The organism is Micromonospora sp. RTGN7, assembly GCF_033804645.1.
Classification (GTDB): Bacteria; Actinomycetota; Actinomycetes; order Mycobacteriales; family Micromonosporaceae; genus Micromonospora.
In genome coordinates, this window is the sequence record NZ_JAPZLF010000003.1 from 335,897 (window position 1) to 350,855 (window position 14,959).

At 70.5% G+C, this 14,959-nt stretch carries 13 protein-coding genes; 10 read left to right on the forward strand and 3 right to left on the reverse strand.

Going from position 1 to position 14,959, the window contains the following annotated elements; genetic code table 11:
• Positions 1–150 precede the first annotated feature (150 nt).
• A complete protein-coding gene (locus SNR22_RS06725) occupies positions 151–1,773 on the forward strand; it encodes a serine/threonine protein kinase (protein ID WP_320065580.1) in 1,623 nt (540 codons plus the stop codon).
• Between the two features lie 130 nt (positions 1,774–1,903).
• On the opposite strand, the gene SNR22_RS06730 is transcribed toward SNR22_RS06725, so the two are convergent.
• Together SNR22_RS06730 and SNR22_RS06735 are read right to left on the reverse strand one after the other, a co-directional pair.
• Entirely contained in the window at positions 1,904–4,267 is a 2,364-nt protein-coding gene (locus tag SNR22_RS06730; RefSeq protein WP_320065581.1) for an AbfB domain-containing protein, read from the reverse strand.
• 64 nt (positions 4,268–4,331) lie between these two features.
• Entirely contained in the window at positions 4,332–4,484 is a 153-nt protein-coding gene (locus SNR22_RS06735; protein WP_320065582.1) for a hypothetical protein, read from the reverse strand.
• A gap of 63 nt (positions 4,485–4,547) precedes the next feature.
• On the opposite strand from SNR22_RS06735, the gene SNR22_RS06740 reads away from it, so the two are divergent.
• Entirely contained in the window at positions 4,548–5,900 is a 1,353-nt protein-coding gene (locus SNR22_RS06740; protein ID WP_320065583.1) for a phytase, read from the forward strand.
• Positions 5,901–5,956: 56 nt separating this feature from the next.
• Here SNR22_RS06740 and SNR22_RS06745 read toward each other — a convergent pair whose 3' ends face one another.
• Positions 5,957–6,697 carry a GntR family transcriptional regulator gene (locus tag SNR22_RS06745; RefSeq protein ID WP_320065584.1) on the reverse strand — a complete coding sequence of 247 codons (741 nt, stop codon included), beginning with the start codon at positions 6,695–6,697 and terminating at the stop codon, positions 5,957–5,959.
• Positions 6,698–6,868: 171 nt separating this feature from the next.
• Between SNR22_RS06745 and SNR22_RS06750 the strand changes: the two genes are divergently transcribed.
• The 8 genes from SNR22_RS06750 to SNR22_RS06785 are packed head-to-tail and all read left to right on the forward strand — an operon-like array spanning position 6,869 to position 14,927.
• Entirely contained in the window at positions 6,869–7,912 is a 1,044-nt protein-coding gene (locus SNR22_RS06750; RefSeq protein ID WP_320065585.1) for a Gfo/Idh/MocA family oxidoreductase, read from the forward strand.
• A complete protein-coding gene (locus SNR22_RS06755; RefSeq protein WP_320065586.1) occupies positions 7,909–8,778 on the forward strand; it encodes a TIM barrel protein in 870 nt (289 codons plus the stop codon). The genes SNR22_RS06750 and SNR22_RS06755 overlap by 4 nt, the downstream gene beginning before the upstream one ends.
• Positions 8,775–9,728, forward strand: coding sequence for a 5-dehydro-2-deoxygluconokinase (gene iolC, locus SNR22_RS06760; RefSeq protein WP_320065587.1), 954 nt, complete (start codon positions 8,775–8,777; stop codon positions 9,726–9,728). Before SNR22_RS06755 ends, iolC begins: the two co-directional genes overlap by 4 nt.
• A complete protein-coding gene (locus SNR22_RS06765) occupies positions 9,721–10,590 on the forward strand; it encodes an aldolase (RefSeq protein ID WP_320065588.1) in 870 nt (289 codons plus the stop codon). Before iolC ends, SNR22_RS06765 begins: the two co-directional genes overlap by 8 nt.
• Before the next feature lie 14 nt (positions 10,591–10,604).
• The gene (iolB, locus tag SNR22_RS06770; RefSeq protein ID WP_320065589.1) at positions 10,605–11,447 is read left to right on the forward strand and encodes a 5-deoxy-glucuronate isomerase; all 843 of its coding nucleotides are present in this window, start codon (positions 10,605–10,607) and stop codon (positions 11,445–11,447) included.
• Positions 11,444–13,321 (forward strand): 3D-(3,5/4)-trihydroxycyclohexane-1,2-dione acylhydrolase (decyclizing), encoded by a 1,878-nt coding sequence (gene iolD / locus SNR22_RS06775; RefSeq protein ID WP_320065590.1) that lies wholly within the window; start codon positions 11,444–11,446, stop codon positions 13,319–13,321. Before iolB ends, iolD begins: the two co-directional genes overlap by 4 nt.
• The gene (locus tag SNR22_RS06780; protein WP_320065591.1) at positions 13,318–14,277 is read left to right on the forward strand and encodes an inorganic phosphate transporter; all 960 of its coding nucleotides are present in this window, start codon (positions 13,318–13,320) and stop codon (positions 14,275–14,277) included. Before iolD ends, SNR22_RS06780 begins: the two co-directional genes overlap by 4 nt.
• Positions 14,274–14,927 carry a DUF47 domain-containing protein gene (locus SNR22_RS06785; protein ID WP_320065592.1) on the forward strand — a complete coding sequence of 218 codons (654 nt, stop codon included), beginning with the start codon at positions 14,274–14,276 and terminating at the stop codon, positions 14,925–14,927. The genes SNR22_RS06780 and SNR22_RS06785 overlap by 4 nt, the downstream gene beginning before the upstream one ends.
• The last annotated feature ends 32 nt before the right edge of the window (positions 14,928–14,959 follow it).

Sequence of the window (14,959 nt, forward strand, 5' to 3'; positions counted from 1 at the left end):
GGCGGAGCAGCCGCCTCGGGCGGTCCAAGGTCCACCGTCCGGTTGCCGTAAGTCGGCTCCGCCCACGAGCCGGGCGGCCCTCGAATCTTTGCGGATCATGCCGTGACCTGGTATACCGTAGCGGGCTTACTACGATTGGGGAGGCACAAAGTGGACACCGCTGGTGGCGTGCATCCACTACTCTCGATCGATTCCGCCACGCTGGGGGCCTACCAGCTGATCGGCCGGCTGGGCACCGGCGGCCGGTTGGCCGTCTACCTCGCCGAGGGCGCGGACGGCAGCCGTGTGGTCATCAAACTGATCCACGCCGACCTCGCCGCCGACGCCGAGTTCAGCGGCCGGTTCCGCAGCGAGGCTGAGCGGGCCCGCCAGGTGCCGTCGGCCTGCACGGCCGAGTTCATCGGCGCCGACCTTGATCACGATCCGCCCTACCTCGTGGTGGAGTACGTCGACGGCCCGAGCCTGGAAGAGGTCGTCGCGGAGCGGGGTCCACTGCAAGGTGGCGAGCTGCACTCGCTGGCGGTGGGGGTCGTCACCGCGCTGACCGGCATCCACGGCGCGGGGGTCATCCACCGCAACCTGAGGCCGGGCAATGTCCTGCTGCCACCGGGCGGCCCCAAGGTGATCAACTTCGGCATCGCCCGGCCGTTCGAGGCGACCAGCCAACACACCCGTACCGACGTCACGGTCGCCTACCTGGCGCCGGAGCAGTTGTCCGTCGAGGCGCGGACGCCGGTGACCCCGGCGGCCGACGTGTTTGCGTGGGGCTGCGTCATCGCGTACGCCGGCACCGGCCGCACGCCGTTCCTCGGTGACTCGTCCACCGCGGCCGCCGGCAGCGGCCTGGCCCAGCCGCCACGTCTGGACGGGCTGCCGGAGTCGCTGCGAGCTCCGGTGCTGCTGGCCCTCGCGAAGGATCCGGCAGACCGGCCGACCGCGCCGAAACTGCTCGCCATGCTGCTGGGCGAGGAGCCCGTCCCGCACCTGCGGGCGACCGTTGAGCCGAGGCACCGCCGGCATCTCCCGCCGAGGCACCGCCGGCGCTTCCTTCTGCCGGCCGTCCTCGCCATGGCGCTCCTGCTCGCCGGGCTGACGACCGCCGGCCTCCTGCGCAACCGGGACGCCGACCCACAGGCGGCCATCCTGGCACCCAACCGGACCGCCACCGCCGTCGCCCCGCCGGCGCCGGCCGGCTCACCACCCGCCCCACCGGCCCCGCTCTCCGCCGGCGCGAGCCCGTCGACGGGCGCGTCCACCCAGAAGACGCCGTCGACCTCGCCCTCCGCCGGCCCGTCCGCCGCCGCCACGCCCACCGCCGGCCCCTCTGCCGGCCCTTCCGCCGGCCCCTCCGCCTCCGCCTCCACCGTCTCGGCCTCGGCCAATTCGACCCGCCGTAACCTGGCCCTCGGCCGCAGCGCCACCGCATCCAGTTCGGAGGGCCCGCTCTTCGAAGCGGCTGAGGCCGTCGACGGCGACCGGGAGAGCCGGTGGAGCAGTGGCTTCAGCGACCCGCAGTGGCTGACCGTGGACCTCGGTTCCCGCTGGCAGATCAGTGAGATTGTGCTGCGCTGGGAACGGGCGCACGCGGTGCGCTACCGGGTGGAGGTCTCGACCGACGGAAAGGCCTGGAAGTCCGTGTATTCCACCTCCGCCGGCCAGGGCGGGGCCGTCAGCGTCACTACCGCCCAGGTGCCCGGCCGCTACGTCCGGGTGTACTGCACCCAACGCTTCAACGAGTACGGCTACTCCCTCTTCGAGCTCGAGGTGCGCTGAGGCGGCCTCAGGGCCCGGTGGAACCCGGCCAGGCAGGAGGGCTGCGCCTGCTCACCTCGAGCGTCCACTACCCTCCGCGCGCGGATCGACGCCGCGGGGCCGCCGTCGGCCGGCCCCGCGGCGTCGCCCGTCAGGGGGCCCAGGGGGTGGTGATGTTCCAGGTGCTGTCGGCGGCCCAGAGGGCGGGCGTGTTCCACGCCGCGCCGCCGGTGCCGTTGCTCAGCCACACCTGGGCGTCGTAGTGGCGCAGGTACTTGCCGCGGTAGTTGTAGGACTCCAGGGAGACGCCGGTGCCGGTGAGCCCGACCCGGGCGCACCAGGTGGCATCGGCGCGCATCAGCGCCGTCCCGTCGTTCGGTGAGTTGCGCACCCGGGACTCGGCGTGCCGGAGGTACTGGCCCGGGAAGTTGATCGATTCGAACGAGTAACAGGTGGCATCGGCCAGTCCGGGGCGGACGGTGTAGGTCGCGTCGTTCTTCAGCTGTGCCGGGCTGCCGGCGTTGACCACTTCGGTGTAGGCCAGGCTGTCCTGGTGGCGCAGGTAGCGGTTGGTGTAGCCGGGGGTCGTCACCTGGAACGACCGTCGGGTGTCGACCGGCAGCGCGACGGGCGTCGCGCCACCCGCCGTCCTCGAGGCATTGATCAACGCTGTGTTGGCGGCGCGGACCCGCGCCTCGTCCATCTTGACCACCTGGCGGTCGTAGGTCAGGAAGCCGTTCAGTTCACCCTCGAGGTCGGTGATCTCGGTGTAGATCGAGGCGCTGAGCCCCTTGCCGAGCATGAGGTTCTGCACGCCCTGCACCAGTCCGACGTACCGATCGGTGAGTGCGGTGGGATTGGTCTGCCACTCGTAGGCGAAGAACTCACCGCTGGGGCTCCACTCGTGGCCCGGGGTGTGCAGGCCCAGGCCGCCGAACTCACCCAGCACCGCTACCCGGGTGCTCGAGGGTGAGGGCGAGTCGGGCCCCAGGTAGATGTGCCAGTCGTCGAGGTCGCCGTTGCCGGGGTTGCCGAGGGACTGGCAGCAGTTGTAGCCGCTGTGCGGGTTGAGCAGTCGGGTGGGGTCCTGGTTCTTGATGTTCTGCGCGACGCGGCGGGTGTCGGAGAGGGCGCGCTCCCCCCAGCCCTCGTTGTACGCGGTGTAGGCCACCACGGCGGGGGAGCTGCGGTGCTCGTCGACGATCTCCCGTGCCTCGGCCTCGAACTGCGCCTGCTGGGCGTCGGTGGGATTGATGTCCTGGGCGGTCATCGAGGGGATGTCCTGCCAGACCAGCAGGCCGAGCCGGTCGGCGTGGTAGAACCAGCGCTGCGGTTCGACCTTGATGTGTTTGCGCACCATGTTGAAGCCGAGATCCTTGTGCTTGCGCAGGTCGAAGGCGAGCGCGGCGTCGGTCGGCGCGGTGTAGACCCCGTCCGGCCAGTAGCCCTGGTCGAGGGTGCCGACCTGGAAGACGAACTGGCCGTTGAGCTTCGGCCGCAGCACGCCGTTGACCACGCCCGTGGTGATCTCCCGCATGCCGAAGTAGTGCGTGGTCCGGTCGACCTGCGCGCCACGGGCGTCGCGGAGGGTGATCCGGAGGTTGTAGAGGAACGGGTCCTCGGGTGACCAGCGGCGGGCGTTGGGCACCGGCACGCTGAAGTCGGTGAAGCCGCCGATGGCCGACCCGACCACGGTGGCGCCGTTCAGCGCCTCGGCCAGGACATCGTGACCGCTGACGTCGCCCCGGGTGAAGACCCGGACCCGCAGCGTGTTGTTGGCGAGGTTGGGGTAGACGTCCACGCTGCTGATCGAGGCCGTCGGCACGGGTTCCAGCCAGACGGTCTGCCAGATGCCGGAACTGGGGGTGTAGAAGATGCCACCCGGCTGTTTGGTCTGTTTTCCGATGGGCGGCAGGCTGCCGTTCTGCCGGGTGTCGGTGGGGTCCCAGACCTTGACCACGATCTCGTTGGACCCCGTGCTGAGGTACGGGGTCACATCGAAGGTGAAGGCGTCGTACCCCCCGGTGTGCCGGCCCGCCTGCGTGCCGTTGACCCAGACCGTGGTCTGCCAGTCGACCGCGCCGAAGTGCAGCAGGGTGCGCCGTCCGGACCAGTTCGCCGGCACAGTGACGGTACGACGGTAGAACAGGTAGTTACGGTTGTCGTTCGCGGCGCGCTGCACTCCGGACAGGGCGCTCTCGACCGGGAACGGCACGTTGACCCGCTCGGGCAGATCGGTGCCGAACTGCGGGGCGTCGTCCGTGGCGGACTGTCGTAGCTGCCACTCCCCGTTGAGGTTGAGCCAGTCCGCGCGGGTCATCTGCGGACGTGGGTACTCCGGCAGCGGTGTGCCGACCAACGCCTGGCTGGTCCATGGGGTGGTCAGGGGCGGTGGCTTGGCGGGCGCGGCCTGGGCCGGTGCGGCCGGGGTAGCCGGGGCGGCTAGGACACCGACGAGCAGGGCGAGGGCGAGCAGGAGGGGGCGGTAGGGGTGGATGGTGGCCTGACGAGTCATGCCGTCTCCAGAGGTCTGTCAATCTACATATGACGTTATAGAGGCACGGCGGACGTCCCGTCAATCACTGGCCATCGATGCCTGCTTCGCCGAACTGGCCGAGGCCGCCATCCGGCAGGCCGCCGAGCTCGGCTACACGCTGTTGATAGCCAACGCCGTCGGCCTGTCCCGGCATCAGGCCCTGCCAATATGTCGTGACTATTGTTTGTAAGGACATGCTGATGTAACGTCCGTGACCGCAAGGTTCTCCCTCATCCCCGTCCCACGTCCGGGAGGCACAATGCGCTTCAAACCCGACCGCCGTCTGCTGACGGCGGCCTCGTTCTGCCTGACAGCGGTAGTTGTCGTGGCGTCGACCTCGACGCCGGCCGCCGCCATGGCCGTTCCGACCATCAAGGCGGAACTCGAGACGCCCACACTGTTCGACGATGCCGCAGGCGGCGACGCCAATGCCGACGATCCTGCGATCTGGGTGCATCCGACCAACTCGGCCAAGAGCCTGGTGGTGGGGACCGCCAAGGAAGGTGGCCTGCGGGTCTACAACCTGTCCGGTGGGCTGGTGCAGAGCATCGCGGCACCGGCAGCTCCGGGGCCGGACGACGAGCCCGGCCGATTCAACAACGTGGACCTGCTGTACGGGGTCCGGGTCGGTGGCGCCACCGTCGACCTCGCCGTGACGACCGACCGTGGCCGTGACACGCTGCGGATCTACCGGATCAACCCGGCCGGTGGCAGCACGGCGCTCACCGATGTGACGAACGCGGCGGCTCCGCTGGTGTTCTCCGCGAACGCGGGAGAGGTCAACGACGGGCGCACGGCCTACGGGCTGGCGACGTGGAAGGACCGCGCGACCGGGCGCAACTACGCGCTGGTGAGCCAACGGCACGAGACCGCCGTGACGCTTCTGGAGCTCACCGTCACCCCGGCCGGGACCGTCACCTACCACAAGGTTCGCAGCCTCACCCTGCCGCAGAGCTTCGCGCTGCCCAACGGCAGCACCTGGACGCCGTGCGACGACCCTGGCGACCTGCCGCAGGTCGAGGGCATGGTGGTCGACGCCACCAGCGGTGTGCTCTACGCCGGTCAGGAGGACGTCGGTATCTGGAAGGTGTCGGCAACTCTGACCGGGACTCCGGTCCTGATGGACAAGGTGAAGGAGTTCGGCCTCCCGCTCGCCTACGACCCGGTGACCGAGGAGTGCTACCAGGCCGGCCCCGATCCCGGCTACGGTGGCACGCACATCACGGCCGACGTCGAGGGCCTGACCATCTACTACCGGGCCAACGGCAAGGGTTACCTGTTGGCGTCGAGTCAGGGCGACAACACGTTCGTGGTGTATCAGCGCTCCGGCGCCAACACCTTCCTCGGTTCGTTCCGGGTCGGGCCGCACTCCGACCCCACCCACCCGGACGGCTCGGAGGAGTGCGACGGGGCGATGGTGATGAACGTGCCGCTCGGTGACCAGTTCGACGAGGGTCTGTTCGTCGTCCAGGACGGCTTCGACGGCCCTGAGGTGCTCGACGGCAATGGCGAGCCGCGCACCACGACGAACTTCAAGTTCGTCGAGTGGGACGACATCGCTGAGGATCTCGATCTGGCTGTCGACCCGACCGGCTGGACTCCCCGAAGCTGAACACACCGTCGCCCGGTCCCGCGACGCGGGGCCGGGCGACGGCGCATGCGTCACGATCAGCGCTCGACGAGTGCGATCTCGAAGGTGTACAGCGTCGCCCGATAGACGTGCGAGCCGTATTCGACGGCACGGCCGTTGTCGTCGTACGTCGTACGGGTCATCGTCAGCAGTGGTGCGCCACGCCGTTCGTGCAGCAGCTTCGCCTCCGCGAGGGTCGCGGCGCGCGCGCCGATGCGCTGGTTGGCGACCCGCATGTGGACGCCGGCGGCGCGCAGCATTTCGTAGAGGCCGCGCTGCTCCAGCCGTTCGACGGTGAGGTCGGTCAGCCCGTGCGGCAGCCAGTTGCGCATGATCGCCAGGGGTTCCCCCTGCGCGAACCGCAGCCGCTGCACGTACACCACCTCCGTGCCCGCCGGGACCCGCAGGGCGAAGGCGATGTCGTCATCGGCCGGAACGCGAGCGGTGTCGAGCACGGTGGTGGTGGGTCGCTTGCTGGCCATCGCCAGGTCGTCGTAGAGGCTCGACAACTCCACCGACCGCTTCACCATGCTGTGCACAACCTGGGTGCCGACCCCACGCTTGCGCACCAGCAGCCCCTTGTCGACGAGGTGCTGGATGGCCTGCCGCAATGTCGGGCGGGACAAACCCATCTGATCGGCCAGCTGGATCTCGTTGTCCAGCCGGTGGCCGGCGGGCAGGGTGCCGGCGTCGATCATCGCCTCTATCTGCTGGGCGACCTGGAAGTACAACGGGACCGGACTCGTCCGGTCGAGCGTGATCGACAGGGAAGTGGTCAATGGTTCCTCACGCTTCGTCGCAGACCCTGATGCTGACACCAACAAGTTAGCAGACATCAGAATGTCCTGACAAAGTCTTGACTTCGGTGTGTGACGGGGACTACGAATCATGGCATGCATCGTGCTGGCGCCTGCCGCCACCGATGTTCGACACGTGGGAGGTATTCGTTCATGCGCATTGGACTGCTCGGCGTCGGACGCATCGGTGCGACACACGCCCAGTTGCTCGCGAGTCACCCCGAGGTGACCGAGCTCGTGCTCGGCGATGTCATGCCCGAGCGCGCTCGTGACGTGGCGGAACGCCTTGGCGTACGCGCTGCCGGTCCGATCGACGAGGTGTTCGCCACGTCCCTCGACGGCATCGTCATCGCCACGCCCACGGCCACGCACGCCGACCTGATCGAGCGCGGGGTCGACGCTGGGCTGACCGTGTTCTGCGAAAAGCCGGTCGCGGCCGATCTGGCCCGCACGGTCGAGATCGCCCAGCGGGTGGCGGCGGCCGACGGCCGCGTGCAGGTGGGGTTCCAGCGCCGCTTCGACGCGGGTTACCGAGCGGCCAGGGAGGCGCTGCGCAGCGGCGCGGTCGGCACCCTGCACCGGCTGCATCTGCTCACCGCCGATCCGACGCCTCCGCCGGCCGAGTACATCCCGCTGTCCGGCGGCATCTTCCGCGACTGCCACATCCATGACTTCGACATCGCCCGCTGGCTGACCGGCCAGGAGGTCGTCGAGGTCTACGCCACCGGCGCGAACCGGGGCGCCAGCCTCTTCGCCGAGGCAAGCGACGTCGACACCTCCGTAGCCATCCTGACGTTCGCCGACGGCACCCTGGCGACCCTGCAGGGCTCGCGGTACAACGGCGGCGGTTACGACGTGCGCGCCGAACTCGCCGGCACCGAAGCGACCTTCGTCGTCGGTCTTGACGACCGGGCGCCGCTGCGCTCGGCCGAACCCGGTGTCACCTATCCCAGCGGTGAGCCGTGGCCGGACTTCTGGCAGCGCTTCAGCGCGTCCTACACCGCGGAGATGAACGCGTTCCTCGACTATGTGGCCGGTCGGCGTAGCAGCGCGTGCACGGTTTCCGAGGCGCTCGAGGCGCTCTACATCGCCGAGGCCGCCGACCGCTCGCGGCGTGAGCGCCGGCCCGTACGGGTCGAAGAGATCCGCGCCAGCGGCCCCGCGAACGGGCTGAAGCACTCGGTGGTGCTGGCATGACGCGGCGACTGGCGGGCGCGCCCATCTCCTGGGGCGTGTGTGAGGTGCCCGGCTGGGGCCACCAGTTGGACGTGGACCGGGTGTTGGCGGAGATGGCGGCACTCGGGTTGACGGCCAGCGAGTTCGGCCCGGACGGGTTCCTGCCTGCGGACGGCGCGGCCCGCCAGGAGACACTGCGACGGCACGGACTACGGGCCGTCGGTGGATTCCTGCCGGTGGTGCTGCATGGATCGACCCAGGATCCGGTGTCGGAGGTCGCCGCCGCCCTGCAGCAGTTCCGGGCGGCGGAGGCCGGTGTCCTCGTCCTCGCCGCGGCGACCGGGCTCGACGGATACGACTCCCGCCCGGAGCTCGACGCCGACGGCTGGCGGACCCTGCTGTCGAACCTTGACCTGCTCGATCGGGTGGCCGCCGACGCCGGCGTGACCGCTACGCTGCACCCGCACGTGGGCACCATGATCGAAAAACCGGAGGAGATCGAGCGGCTGCTCGACGGCTCCGGCATCGGGCTCTGCCTGGACACCGGCCATGTGCTGGCCGGCGGCGGCGATCCGGTGCGGCTGGCCGGCAAGGCCGCGGAGCGGGTGAAACACGTGCATCTCAAGGACGTCGACGCGGGGCAGGCCCAGCGGGTCCGTGCCGGTGCGGTGAGCTACCGCGACGCGGTCGCGCAGGGCCTCTACCGCCCGCTCGGCCAGGGTGACGTGGACATTGCCGCCATCGTCGCCTCGCTGGAGGAGGCCGCTTACGCCGGCTGGTACGTGCTGGAGCAGGACCTCGTCCTGGACCGGGAACCGCCGGCCGGGGCCGGACCGGTCACCGAGGTTGCCGCCTGCCTGGCCTATCTGCGGGGACTACCGTCGTGATCGACTTCGACCTCATCACCGTCGGTAGGTGCGGCGTCGACCTCTACCCGCTGCGTTCCGGTGTCCCGCTGTCCGAGGTGGACACCTTCGGCCGGTTCCTCGGCGGATCGCCGACCAACGTCGCAGTCGCCGCCGCCCGACTCGGGCGGCACGTCGCGGTGGTGACGCGCACCGGAGACGACCCGTTCGGCGACTTCGTGCGAACCGCGCTCAGGGAGTACGGGGTCGACGACCGGTTCGTCCGGCCGGTGCCGCATCTCAAAACGCCGATCACCTTCTGTGAGATCTTCCCGCCGGACAACTTTCCGCTGTACTTCTACCGCGAACCCAAGGCTCCTGATCTGGAGATCGCCGCGCAGGAGTTGGACCTGGACGTGCTCAGTGCGGCGCGGATCGTCTGGCTCACCGGCACCGGCCTGTGTGCCGAGCCCAGCCGCGCCGCGCTGCACGCGGTGCTTGCCCATCGCCGCGGACCGATCGTGCTGGACCTGGACTATCGGCCGATGTTCTGGTCCTCGGCCGCGGAGGCCACCGGGCACTACCGGGCCGCGCTCGCCAGTGGGGCGGTGAGCGTAGCCGTCGGCAACCGTGAGGAGTGCGCCGTGGCCACCGGTGAAGATGATCCGGAGCGGGCCGCGCAGGCGCTGCTCGACTTCGGTGTCGCCCTGGCCGTGGTGAAACTCGGACCGAAGGGAGTGCTCGGCTGCACGGCCGACGGCCAGCGGGTACGGGTGCCACCCACTCCGGTCGAGGTGGTCAACGGCCTGGGTGCCGGCGACGCGTTCGGCGGCGCGCTCTGCCACGGCATGCTCGCCGGCTGGCCGCTGCGTCACACCCTGCGGTACGCCAGCACGGCGGGAGCCATCGTCGCCTCCCGGCTGGCCTGCTCCGCTGCCATGCCCACCGCCGACGAGGTGTCGGCCCTGCTCGGGGAGAATCCGGATGTCTGATGCCAGTGCCCGCGTCGGTGAACTGGTCCGGCGCCGCGCCAGCCGCCCCGCGTCGGTCGTGGAGTCCGCGCGGTCCCGACGGCGGCTGTCCGACTGGGGTGACCAGCGGCTGATGATCATCGCCGCGGACCATCCGGCCCGCGGCACGATCGGGGTCCGGGGCCGGGCCGACGCGATGGCCAGCCGGACCGACCTGCTCGACCGGCTCTGCGTAGCGCTTGCCCGCCCCGGCGTGCACGGTGTGCTCGCCACCGCCGACATCGTCGAGGACCTCATGCTCCTCGGCGTCCTGCACGACAAGCTCGTCATCGGATCGATGAACCGTGGCGGCATCACCGGCTCGGTGTTCGAGCTGGACGACCGGTTCACCGGCTACGACGCCGAGACGATCGCCGCGATGAACTTCGACGGCGGCAAGATGCTGTGCCGCATCGACCTCGATGACCCCGGCACGGTCAACACCCTGGAGGCGTGCGGCCGCGCGGTGACGGCGCTGGCCGGGCGCGGCCTGATGGCGATGGTCGAGCCGCTGCCGGTGAGCCGGGTCGACGGCCGGACGCAGCTCGACCAGCGCCCCGAGGCGCTCATCCGGGCGATCAGCATCGGTCAGGCGCTCGGCGCGACCTCGGCGTACACCTGGTTGAAGATCCCGGTCGTCGAGGAGATGGACCGGGTCCTCGACGCCACCACGCTGCCCGTGCTGCTGCTCGGCGGTGAGGCGCCGCCCGAACAGGCCTACGCCGGTTGGCAGAAGGCGCTGGAACTGCCCGGCGTGCGCGGACTGGTGGCCGGACGCGCGCTGCTCTACCCGGCCGACGACGATGTGGCGGCCGCCGTCGACGCGGCCACCGCCCTGCTGTGAAGGTGGTGAGCGCGGTGCACATTTCCCGGGGCGCCACCACGACACCTGGGTGGACGGTCCAGGTGACACCGGAAGTGGCCGGTTGGACCTACTGCGGGCTGCGGGTGTTGGACCTGGAAGCCGGTCAGACGCGCGTCTTCGCCACTGGTGATGACGAGATGCTGGTGCTGCCACTGACCGGTTCGGCAATGGTCGACTGCGACGGGACGCGGTTCGAGCTCGTCGGCCGAACCAGCGTCTTCGACCGGGTCAGCGACTTCTGCTACCTGCCGATCGGGGCACGGGTGGAGGTGTCCAGCACGACAGGTGGGCGGTTCGCGCTGCCGTCGGCGCGGGCCGGACGCCGGCTGCCCCCGCGTTACGGCCCGGCCGAGCAGGTGCCGGTGGAGGTGCGTGGGGCAGGGACGGCGAGCCGCCAGGTGAACAACTTCTGCGCCCCGGACGCTTTCGACTGCGACAGGCTTGTCGCCGTCGAACTGCTCACCCCGGGCGGGAACTGGTCGTCGTACCCGCCACACAAACACGACACCGAGACTCCCGGCGAGGCGGTTCTTGAGGAGATCTACTACTTCGAGACGCGCGGCCTGGCCTACCAGCGGGTGTACGGCACCACCAACGTGCTGGCCGAGGTCAGTGCCGGCGACGTCGTCCTGGTGCCGAACGGCTACCACGGGCCGTCGATGGCCGCCCCCGGCTACGACCTCTACTACCTGAACGTCCTGGCCGGCCCGGCCACCGAGCGGTCGATGGCCTGCGCCGACGACCCCACCCACGGGTGGATCCGTAGCTCCTGGTCCGGCCAGCCGGTCGACCCACGCGTACCGATGACGACCTATCTGGGGAGGACCGGCGCATGAAACTCACCGTGGCGCAGGCGACCATCCGCTTCCTCGCCAACCAGTACAGCGAGCGTGACGGGCGACGGCACCGGCTGATCGCCGGCTGTTTCGGAATCTTCGGCCACGGCAACGTCGCCGGGCTCGGCCAGGCGCTGCGGCAGGCCGAGCTGGACGGCGACCCGGGGATGACCTACTACCAGTGCCGCAACGAGCAGGCGATGGTCCACACCGCGGTCGCCTATGCCCGGATGACCGCCCGGATGTCGACGTTCGCCTGCACCACCTCGATCGGGCCGGGCGCCACCAACCTCGTCACGGGCGCAGCCCTGGCCACCGTCAACCGGCTGCCGGTCCTGCTGCTGCCCGGGGACATCTTCGCCACCCGGGTGGCCAATCCGGTCCTCCAGGAGTTGGAGGATTCCCGCTCCTACGACGTGTCGGTCAACGACACGCTGCGGCCGGTGTCGCGGTTCTGGGACCGAGTCAACCGCCCCGAACAGTTGCCGGCGGCGCTGCTCGCCGCGATGCGAGTGCTCACCGACCCGGCCGAAACCGGAGCGGTCACGCTGGCCATGCCGCAGGACGTGCAGGCCGAGGCGTACGACTGGCCGGACGAGCTGTTCACCGAGCGAACCTGGTACGTGCCGCGCCCGGTACCCGAGCCGGCCGCGCTGGCCCGAGCGGCGCAGGCCCTGCGCGCGGCACACCGCCCGCTCATCGTCGCCGGCGGCGGCGTGACCTACAGCGACGCCAATGACGAGCTCGCCTCCTTCGCCCGACGCACCGGCATCCCCGTGGCCGAGACCCAGGCCGGCCGCGGCGCGCTCCCTCACGACCATCCGTGCGCGGTCGGCCCGATCGGCGTGACCGGATCCACGGCCGCCAACGCCCTCGCCGCCGAGGCCGACGTGGTGCTGGGCATCGGCACCCGCTACGCGGACTTCACCACCGCTTCGCGGTCGTTGTTCGCCGAGCCGTCGGTGCGGTTCGTCAACCTGAACGTGGCTGCCTTCGACGCGGCGAAGCTCGGCGCGGTCAGCCTGGTCGCGGACGCGCGGGAAGGGCTGCGGGCCCTCGACGCGGCGCTGCCGCGCTGGCAGGTGAGCGAGGAGCGCAGGAAGCTGGCCGTGACCCTGACCCGCCGGTGGGACGACGCCGTCGACGAGGCCCGCCGCTCTGGGCCAGGCCCCCTCACCCAGAGCCAGCTCATCGGCGCGGTGAACGACGCCGCCCACCCGGCCGACGTGGTCGTCTGCGCGGCCGGTTCCATGCCCGGCGACCTGCACAAGCTGTGGCGGCCGGCGAGTCCTCGGCAGTATCACGTCGAGTACGGCTACTCCTGCATGGGCTACGAGATCGCCGGTGGCCTGGGCGTGAAGCTGGCCCAGCCGGACGCCGAGGTCTTCGTCCTCGTCGGGGACGGCTCCTACCTGATGATGGCGCAGGAGTTGGTCACCGCCGTGGCGGAGGGACTCAAGCTGGTGGTGGTCCTGGTCGACAACGGCGGTTACGCCTCCATCGGGGCGTTGTCCGAGCAGGTGGGCGGTGCCCGGTTCGGCACCGTCTACCGATACCGCAACCCTGTCTCCGGCCGCATCGACGGACAGCCGCTGCCGGTCGACCTGGCCGCGAACGCGGCAAGTCTGGGCGCCGACGTCCTGACCGCGGACACCCTCGACGAGGTCCGCGCGGCGCTGGTGAAGGGGCGCGCCGCCGCCACCACCACCGTTGTGCACGTCCGTACCGAGCTCGGCGGTCCGGGGAGCCCGGCCAACGACACGTGGTGGGACGTCCCGGTGGCCGCGGTGTCGACCACGCCGGACGGCGCGCCGGCCAGGCAGCGGTACCTGGAACGCAAGGCGACGCAGCGCGGTCACTGGTCAGGTCTGTGAGCGTCGTGTTGTCCGTGCTCGCCGCCGTGTTCGTCTTCGTCTGCGGCGCCAACGACGGCGGTGCGTTGCTCGCCCTCGCCCTACGCCACCGCGCCGTCGCCGGCATCGCCATGCTCGGACTTCTTCTCGCCGCCATCGTCGCCGGTCCCCGCCTCTTCGGACTGGATGTGGCGCATGCGTTCACCGGCCGGCTGGTCGCCTCCGGCGATCGCGGCGGGCAGCCGATCGTCGTGATCGGCGTGGCGGCGGCGGTCGCACTGGTCCTGGTGCTGACGTGGCGAGGCGTACCGACGAGCGTGACCCTGGCGATCATCGGTGGGTTGGCGGGCGCCGGGCTCGGGCTCGGGCTCATGCCGTCGTGGAGCACTCTTGCGACGATGCTCGGCATCGGCGCGGCCGCGCCCCTCGTCGGTGGGCTGCTGGGCTATCTGCTCGGCGTGCTGGCCCAGCGGGTCCCGACCACCGGTCGGGCATCGGCCACGGTCCGGCTGGCGCACGTCGGCGCGTTCGGCTGCCAGTGTCTGGCCTACGCGGCCAACGACGGGCAGAAGATGTTCGCGGTCGCCGCGGTCGCGGTCGCCGCCGTCCACGGCTCGGCCGAACTGTCGCTGCCGGTGTTGTCCGCCGTGGCGGCGCTGTTCGCCGCGGGGGCGTTGACGAGCCTGCGGCGGATGTCGCGCGGTGCCACGTTCAGTCTGTCCCCGCCACGTCCGTGGCAGATCGTCTCGGCCGAGATCGCCTCGTCCGCAGCGGTGTTCGGCACCGCCGGGCTGGGTGTGCCGGTCAGCATGACCCAGTCCGTGGCGGCCGGCCTGGTCGGCGTCGGCGCCAGCCAGGGCGCACGCCGGGTGCGCTGGCAGTACGCCGTGCCGATCCTGATCTCGTGGCTGGTGACCCTGCCGGCCAGCTTCGGCATGGCGGCGGTGGCCGGGCTGGCCGTGCGAGGGCTCCGGTGACCGGCCGCCGGCTGCGTCGGGTCTGGCGGATCGTGGATGACCTCGCTGGTCGCTCCCACCATCGGGTCGTCGGCATCCTGCTGCGCCAGCTCGAGCAGAACCAGGAGGCGGTGGACCTGGCCGTCGACGTGGTCACCAGGGCCGTGCCGTCGGCCACGGGCCGGACCCGGATGGGCGACATCGAACACGCCGGCGACGACCACCGGCGGCAACTCGTCGTCGAGCTCGCCGCCTCGCTCACCACGCCGATCGACCGCGAGGACCTGTTCCGGCTTTCCCGGTCGATCGACGACGTGCTGGACAACCTACGCGACTTCGTACGGGAGAACGACCTCTTCGGTGCGCCCACCGTGGACGCTGCCGTGCCGGCGCTCATCGCCGTTCGGGAAGGACTCGCGCTGCTGCGCCGTGCCCTTCAGCAACTGGTCGACCATCCGACCGACGTCGCCGACCTCGTCCTGGCCGTACGAAAGCGGGCCGGTGTCGTGCGTCGCGTGTACCAGGAGGCGATCGGGCAACTGCTGGCCGGGGACGTGACCTCCGAGATGCTGCGACAGCGTGAGCTGCTGCGGCGCATCGACGTCGTCGGCCTTCGGCTGGCCGAGTGCTGCGACGCGCTGGCCGACGCGATGCTGAAGCGAATCATCTGAAGGGCTGATGTACATATGTCTTGACAAAGATT

What these genes read in the sequence shown, in the direction of transcription:
- SNR22_RS06730 (WP_320065581.1), bottom strand. Translation starts at nt 4,267, where the DNA reads ATGACTCGTCAGGCCACCATCCACCCCTACCGCCCCCTCCTGCTCGCC.
- SNR22_RS06735 (WP_320065582.1), bottom strand. Translation starts at nt 4,484, where the DNA reads ATGTCCTTACAAACAATAGTCACGACATATTGGCAGGGCCTGATGCCG.
- SNR22_RS06740 (WP_320065583.1), top strand. Translation starts at nt 4,548, where the DNA reads ATGCGCTTCAAACCCGACCGCCGTCTGCTGACGGCGGCCTCGTTCTGC.
- SNR22_RS06750 (WP_320065585.1), top strand. Translation starts at nt 6,869, where the DNA reads ATGCGCATTGGACTGCTCGGCGTCGGACGCATCGGTGCGACACACGCC.
- SNR22_RS06755 (WP_320065586.1), top strand. Translation starts at nt 7,909, where the DNA reads ATGACGCGGCGACTGGCGGGCGCGCCCATCTCCTGGGGCGTGTGTGAG.
- SNR22_RS06765 (WP_320065588.1), top strand. Translation starts at nt 9,721, where the DNA reads ATGTCTGATGCCAGTGCCCGCGTCGGTGAACTGGTCCGGCGCCGCGCC.
- iolD (WP_320065590.1), top strand. Translation starts at nt 11,444, where the DNA reads ATGAAACTCACCGTGGCGCAGGCGACCATCCGCTTCCTCGCCAACCAG.